This is a genomic window from Moorena sp. SIO3B2, from assembly GCF_010692525.1.
Taxonomy (GTDB): Bacteria; Cyanobacteriota; Cyanobacteriia; order Cyanobacteriales; family Coleofasciculaceae; genus Moorena; species Moorena producens.
In genome coordinates this window covers 1-6,090 of record NZ_JAAHHE010000349.1, presented here as the reverse complement: position 1 = coordinate 6,090, position 6,090 = coordinate 1, and the positions used below count along the sequence as shown (strand labels likewise).

Genomic DNA, 6,090 nt, shown 5'->3' with positions numbered 1-6,090 from the left:
TGTAGGGAATCGGGAATCGGAACCCACCCCTAAGGGGTTAGGGGTGGGTTCCGATTCCCGATTCCCTTAAATTAGATCCATATACCAACCACCCATGAGTAATTCTGAAGCAAACAACCGTAAAACTATTAACAAAGTCGCCATTGTAGGAGGAACCCACGGTAATGAATTTACCGGTGTATACCTAGTCAAAAAATTTGATAAGTTTCCAGAATTAATCACTAGACCTAGTTTTGAAACCTCGACACTGATCGGTAATCCCCAAGCCTTTCAAGCTGCCAGGAGATATATTGATACAGACTTAAACCGCTGCTTTGCTAAAAGTGACCTGGAAAATTCCGAGCTTTCTTTCTATGAACAAACCAGAGCCAAAGAGATAGCTCAAACCCTAGGGCCAAAAGGCAATTCCAAGGTAGATTTTATTCTAGATTTGCACAGTACCAGTGCTAATATGGGGTTTACTATAATTCTCGTCAACAACGACCCCTTTAATTTGCAACTCGCTGCTTATCTGAGTTCCCTTGACCCCTTAGTTAGAGTTTATAGTTCCATTGAACCAGGTAAAGAAAATACCTTTCTAAGATCCCTATCTAACTTCGGGTGTTGTATTGAAGTCGGTCCCATTGCACCAGCTAGTCTCAAGGGCGCTATTTTTCAAAAAACTGAAGCCTTAATTCACGCCACGTTAGATTATATTGAAGACTATAATAACGGTAAACTATTATCAAACACTTATCCTCTAACCATTTATCACTATTTAAAAGTAGTTGACTATCCCAGAAACGAAGCTGGTGAACTAGAAGGTATGATTCATCCTCAGCTCCAGGGCAGAGATTATCAAGAACTTAATCCTGGTGACCCCATGTTTCTTACCTTCGATGGCACCACAATTTACTATGAAGAAGAAGCCACCGTTTGGCCAGTATTTATTAATGAAGTTGCCTACTATGAAAAAGGAGTAGCGATGTGTTTGACTAAAAAAGAGATAGTTAGGGAGTAGGGAACAGGGAATCGGGAATCGGAACCCACCCCTAACCCCTCCCAGGAGGGGAACGGGAATCGGGAATCGGGAATCGGGAAAGATATAGGGTGATGGGGTGATGGGGTGATGGGGTGATGGGGTGATGGGGTGATGGGGTGATATCAGGTTCGGATAATTAGTTATAAAAAACTTTATCCCTTGAAACCTTACTCCTTTACTTCTGCCTTCTGCCTTCTGCCTTCTGACTTCTGCCTTGTTTTTGCCCCTAGTATAAGTATTCAACCGGACATGATATGATGGGAAGATGGGGAGAATACAGAATTTTATTGCTGATAAAACTTTGATTAATTACTAATTACTAATTATAGCGTTTTGCCTGTAGCTTAAGTAGAATCCCGACTCCCGATTCCCTCGGTGCGCGCCTCCTAGGGCGAGTAAATCGCCCTTGGGTCGCGCACCGCTCCCGACTCCCGACTCCCGATTCCCTACTCCTGACTCTGTAATCCCTGCTGCAATATTTCTAAAACTTTGGCTAAATTTCCGGCTAATAACGCCGCTTTATCTAACCATAATCCAGGGAAAATTTCTGAACAAAGTATGCCCTCAGGATTGGTTTCCAGTTGAGTATAGTCCCCTTCCCTTAACCGAAACCAATCAAATTCACCATCATCAACTCGCCATACCAAATATTCTTGTACTCCATTACGACGATAAACGTTTAATTTTTTATGTAAATCAATAGAAACAGTGCTAGCCGCAATTTCTACGATTAACTCCGGCGCACCTTCTACATAATCATCCTCAGTAATGATTGATTGTCCATCTTGTTCTATTCTCAATAACGCATCAGGTTGCACTTCGTTATCAGCATCTAGGCGCACAGTTGTGTTATCGAGTGTTTCTACTCCTGGTCTACTTGCTTCATAGGTTCCTAACCATGTCATAATCCGAGAATGGGGTTTGCCATGTTTTTTTGCTCGTACAGGAGATGCCATGTAAACAATTCCTTCAATTAATTCGGCTTTTTTCAAATCAGCCATAGCGGAATAGCGACGCTCAAATTCAGCAAGGGTTAGTTGATCCCCATTTTCTAAAGGAGGAATAGTCGGGTCCCGAGTAATTGTGGCAGTTGATGTGATCATTTTTGGCTCTACTTTACTTGTTATTTAACAGGGAACAGGGAAAGAGTGGGGCGGGGGCGCGGGGAGATGGGGAGATGGGGAGATGGGGAGATGGAGATGAGGAGATAGGGAGATGGGGAGAATGCAGAATTTTATTGCTGATAAAACTTTGATTAATTGCTAATTACTAATTATAGCGTTTTGCCTGTAGCTTAAGTATAATCCCGATTCCCGATTCCCTCGGTGCGCGCCTCCTAGGGCGAGTAAATCGCCCTAGGGTCGCACCGCTCCCGACTCCCGATTCCCGACTATTCAAAACTGATTTATTCCTTCGGCAACCATTCGATATCCAGTAATTGGTCAAGACAGTAGGGACATTCTGGAGGTAAACTTACGGAATTCTGAGTTTTTATCGTCACAAATCCTAAGGCATCGTTATAAATAGAACTCAGTTCATTATCTAGATAATTACGGAGATTAGTCGTTAGTTTACGTTTGAGCTGAATTCTGAAGTTATAGATTTCCCCTTGCCAGTGAACTGCATTATAATCATATTCACTTGTCCAATATTGCAGGAATAATAAATGACGGATAACTTGTTCTAAAAGGCTAGCTACGGCATTTTTCTTCTCTCTGCCCAAATCCTCTAACTCCTCAATTAAGTTATCCCAATCTAGTTGATTAAATTCTTTATTTTTCAGGAGCTTAATCGTTTCTTCTAGCCATTGGACATCATCAATGTCGTAGAGATTTTTTAAATCTAAACTACTATTTATACTACTCATAGTCAATTGTTCATAAAAATATCACTTACTTTTCTATATCAAACACTCCAGATACTTTTAAAGTAATATCCTTAAATCCAGGAGATAACACTAACTCATCACCAGAAAAGCTACCAACTTCTGTATAACTTGTTCCTGTCAGTTTTAAAACCAATATAGTTTTACTTTCCGGGTCCACAATCCAGTATTCAGGAATAGCACAATCCTGATATTGGATTCTTTTCGCAATATAGTCTCGCTCTCGTTGTAACTCTCCTGGGCTAACCACTTCAACCACTAATAAAGGCGGTGACATAGAGAGGCGAATGGTATTACGCTTTGATAATTGTTGAATATGCTCTTCTCGAATAATGGTCAAATCAGGATAACGGTTTTTCGGTTCACCTCTAACTTCTAATTCTAATCCTTGACCCCGGACTCTACGATGACCTACCAGTAAAGCAAACCTAATCAATAAAAACGTAGCAATTTCAACATTTACTCCCGACTCTGGAGGCATTTCAATTAACTCTCCATTAAATAACTCATAGAAGTTTTCTGAGTTATCATTGTAGGATAAATACTCATCAAAGCTTTGAAATTTATGGGTCAGTTGTACCATCATTGTTCACCGGCAAAGTCCGGTGCATTACGTAAGCTATCAGCTAATGCGCTACGCGCACGCTACTTGAGGTGCTAATCAGCTAATCAGCTAACACACCATTCATAGTTCACGTGGAAAGTCCGGTGCGTTACGCCTAGCGGCTAACACACCCTACTTACTAATATAATGTTAGGATAATTACCATTAATACCAATCTCCCCATCTCCCCACACTCCCCACACTCCCCACACTCCCTACTCCCTACTCCCTACTCCCTACTCCCTACTCCCTAACTTCTTACTACTCCGATACGCTTCAGTCAATGACGTCAAGTAAGGTTTAAGGCGACGATCCACGAATTGAAGCATGGGTTGGTTGCTCTCTCCCACCGCACAGGTATAGTAAGGAATATCGCTCTGGAGTTGAGCCATGATAGACTCTGCAATCAGCATGGCACCACGGCCACGCCGTTGGAACCCCCTGTCGGCGGTTTTCCGGGTGGACGAACAGGGAAAGAATGACAGCAGTAGTGGTGTCGGTTTTGGGGTCTTTGCGCAGTTCTGCCACCAGCAAGCCTACCATTTAATCCTTTTCCACTGCTGCTAAACCCAGCAGTTCTCCTAAAAGGCTGGCACATTGCCAGTGGCTAGCAATGCTGGGGCAGGTGTAGTCATCGTATTCTAAGGAGGTAGTAGCATCAAAGTTTTCGAGCCACTGATAGGTAACTTGGGGGGAGTAGGTGGTGGTCACTGGTTTGGGGAATCGGGAATCGGGAATCGGGAGTCGGAACCCACCCCTAACCCCTCCCAGGAGGGGAACGGGAGTCGGGAATCGGGAGTCGGGAATCGGGAATCGGGAGTCGGGAGTCGGGAGTCGGGAGTCGGGAGATTAATCGTAGGGTGGGCAGTGGCAAGCTACCGAAATCGGCAAGGTTGGTGAAGAGCTGATCAGCCACTGCCCACCAGAGCCCAAACTACTTTTTTTTATCTATTTCTTACTCTATCGGTCATGCATTTATCTGTCATGCAGCCAGCAAATGCCATCGCGCTTTACTTCAGGATGCATCTAATTATTGCTGTTTGACCCAGTCGGTGGAACGGGTATCAGGCGTAGAACCGGCATCTTGCCGGTTATCAATATTCCCAAGCAGGCAGGATGCCCACCCCACTGATATGCATGCCGAATGGGCATCAGACGTGGAATGGGCATTTTGGTGGAACCTTCTGCGACTAATGCCCGCCAGGCACGGCTCCCGTGGTAACCGAAAACGAGTTAGTAGCACAGGTAGCTCGGAAATTTATCCAGGCAAATCGCGCGCCATCCGAGACCAAAAAGGGATTTTGACATTTTGATCGGATAGTGGTAAATTAAGGGCACTACTCTGCGTCGTCGCCCGCCAAAGGATTTTTATTTACGCCACGCGCCACCACGCCCTGTCTGGGAGAGAGACTCGGAGACTGACTCCTCATTTTGCCCCTCATTTTTCCTTGCCACCACCTTACGAGAAACAGGAGCGTTGCCTTGCCCACTATTGCCTTGCCACCACCTTACGAGAAACAGGAGCGTTGCCTTGCCACCACCTTACGAGAAACAGGAGCGGTCTGTTTGGGGGTTAGTTTTTTCTTGGGCATGGTTTCATCTCCATAGAATTAAACTTTCTGTGGTTTAGCTTATTGAGTTGGCTGTGGCTGTGTCAATAGACATCTCCAGAAACTCGGTTTTGACCCAGGCAGTGCAAGGGTTTGAGGTTAATTTTTGGAGATGTCTAATAGGTTTTTTCTCACGTTTTGTTACGTGGGGAGATGGGGAGATGGGGAGATGGGGAGATGGGGAGATGGGGAGATGGGGTGATCTGGGTACAAGTAGAATCGTAGGGTGGGCAGTGGCAAGAATCGCGAAATTGGCAAGCTTGGGGAATATATCATCAGCCACTGCCCACCAACCCTGCCCACTGCCCACTGCCCACCAAAGGGGTATTTTATTATAATTTATAGTGTGCGCTATGGGCATAATCTGATAGCTGATAGCTTGCCTATAATCAGGCATACCATTACGTAAACGAACGAGTAAACTTGTGATGGAAAACAAAGTAATCGATGTGAGTGAGCTAAGTCCAAAACAGATTGCTATCATTACAGAAATTGTTGAGACTTTTAAGTTAGTCGCTCAACAAACTAATTTACCCGAAGATTTAAGCAAAGCTGAAACTTCCAAAAAATCCTTAAATCTTGCCGAGAGAATAAAACAGCGTTTTGCCCATTTATCAGATGTAGAAATTACCCAAATTCCCAGAGATAAAATGCGTACTCCTCCTCTATTTGATCAATGATCATTTTAGATACTAATGTTATTTCTGAGTTGATGAAAGGTAATATAGCGTTGATCACAGTTATGAGGTACAGTATTCTTTGAAGCTGATTCCCTGTTAGGTGCGCTTTCCGCATCTAATTATTAAATTCGCCACGGGTCGCACCTCTTGATGCAGCGCATCCCTATTACCTATTACCTATTACCTATTACCTATTACCTATTACCTATTACCTATTACCTATTACCTATTACCTATTACCTATTACCTATTACCTATTACCTATTACCTATTACCTATTACCTATTACC

11 protein-coding genes are annotated in these 6,090 nt (G+C 43.7%); 4 read left to right on the top strand and 7 right to left on the bottom strand.

Features of this window, described 5'->3' with window-relative positions; genetic code table 11:
- Positions 1–94 precede the first annotated feature (94 nt).
- Positions 95–1,000, top strand: a complete 906-nt coding sequence (locus F6K38_RS33295; RefSeq protein WP_009149719.1) for an aspartoacylase — start codon at positions 95–97, stop codon at positions 998–1,000.
- A gap of 467 nt (positions 1,001–1,467) precedes the next feature.
- Here the strand turns inward: F6K38_RS33295 and F6K38_RS33290 are convergent, their stop codons facing one another.
- The 6 genes from F6K38_RS33290 to F6K38_RS33265 form a co-directional block, all read right to left on the bottom strand.
- On the bottom strand, positions 1,468–2,124 hold the full coding sequence (locus F6K38_RS33290; protein ID WP_009149721.1) for a Uma2 family endonuclease: 657 nt from the start codon (positions 2,122–2,124) through the stop codon (positions 1,468–1,470).
- Between the two features lie 302 nt (positions 2,125–2,426).
- Positions 2,427–2,888: a DUF29 domain-containing protein gene (locus F6K38_RS33285; protein ID WP_287252920.1), complete on the bottom strand. Its 462-nt coding sequence runs from the start codon at positions 2,886–2,888 to the stop codon at positions 2,427–2,429.
- Positions 2,889–2,913: 25 nt separating this feature from the next.
- Positions 2,914–3,489: a Uma2 family endonuclease gene (locus tag F6K38_RS33280; RefSeq protein WP_044494519.1), complete on the bottom strand. Its 576-nt coding sequence runs from the start codon at positions 3,487–3,489 to the stop codon at positions 2,914–2,916.
- Positions 3,490–3,810: 321 nt separating this feature from the next.
- The gene (locus tag F6K38_RS33275) at positions 3,811–4,053 is read right to left on the bottom strand and encodes a GNAT family N-acetyltransferase (RefSeq protein ID WP_131827110.1); all 243 of its coding nucleotides are present in this window, start codon (positions 4,051–4,053) and stop codon (positions 3,811–3,813) included.
- Entirely contained in the window at positions 4,054–4,221 is a 168-nt protein-coding gene (locus tag F6K38_RS33270) for a hypothetical protein (protein ID WP_287255895.1), read from the bottom strand.
- A gap of 46 nt (positions 4,222–4,267) precedes the next feature.
- A complete protein-coding gene (locus F6K38_RS33265) occupies positions 4,268–4,426 on the bottom strand; it encodes a hypothetical protein (RefSeq protein ID WP_287255897.1) in 159 nt (52 codons plus the stop codon).
- Between the two features lie 136 nt (positions 4,427–4,562).
- On the opposite strand from F6K38_RS33265, the gene F6K38_RS33260 reads away from it, so the two are divergent.
- Both F6K38_RS33260 and F6K38_RS33255 read left to right on the top strand, forming a co-directional pair.
- On the top strand, positions 4,563–4,823 hold the full coding sequence (locus F6K38_RS33260; protein WP_143764212.1) for a hypothetical protein: 261 nt from the start codon (positions 4,563–4,565) through the stop codon (positions 4,821–4,823).
- Positions 4,824–4,992: 169 nt separating this feature from the next.
- Complete coding sequence (locus tag F6K38_RS33255; RefSeq protein WP_267872032.1) at positions 4,993–5,118, top strand: hypothetical protein; 126 nt, start codon at positions 4,993–4,995, stop codon at positions 5,116–5,118.
- A gap of 18 nt (positions 5,119–5,136) precedes the next feature.
- Here the strand turns inward: F6K38_RS33255 and F6K38_RS33250 are convergent, their stop codons facing one another.
- Entirely contained in the window at positions 5,137–5,559 is a 423-nt protein-coding gene (locus F6K38_RS33250) for a hypothetical protein (RefSeq protein ID WP_154659892.1), read from the bottom strand.
- Here F6K38_RS33250 and F6K38_RS33245 point away from each other — a divergent pair.
- Positions 5,549–5,800 carry a hypothetical protein gene (locus F6K38_RS33245; protein WP_009149639.1) on the top strand — a complete coding sequence of 84 codons (252 nt, stop codon included), beginning with the start codon at positions 5,549–5,551 and terminating at the stop codon, positions 5,798–5,800. The genes F6K38_RS33250 and F6K38_RS33245 overlap by 11 nt on opposite strands.
- The last annotated feature ends 290 nt before the right edge of the window (positions 5,801–6,090 follow it).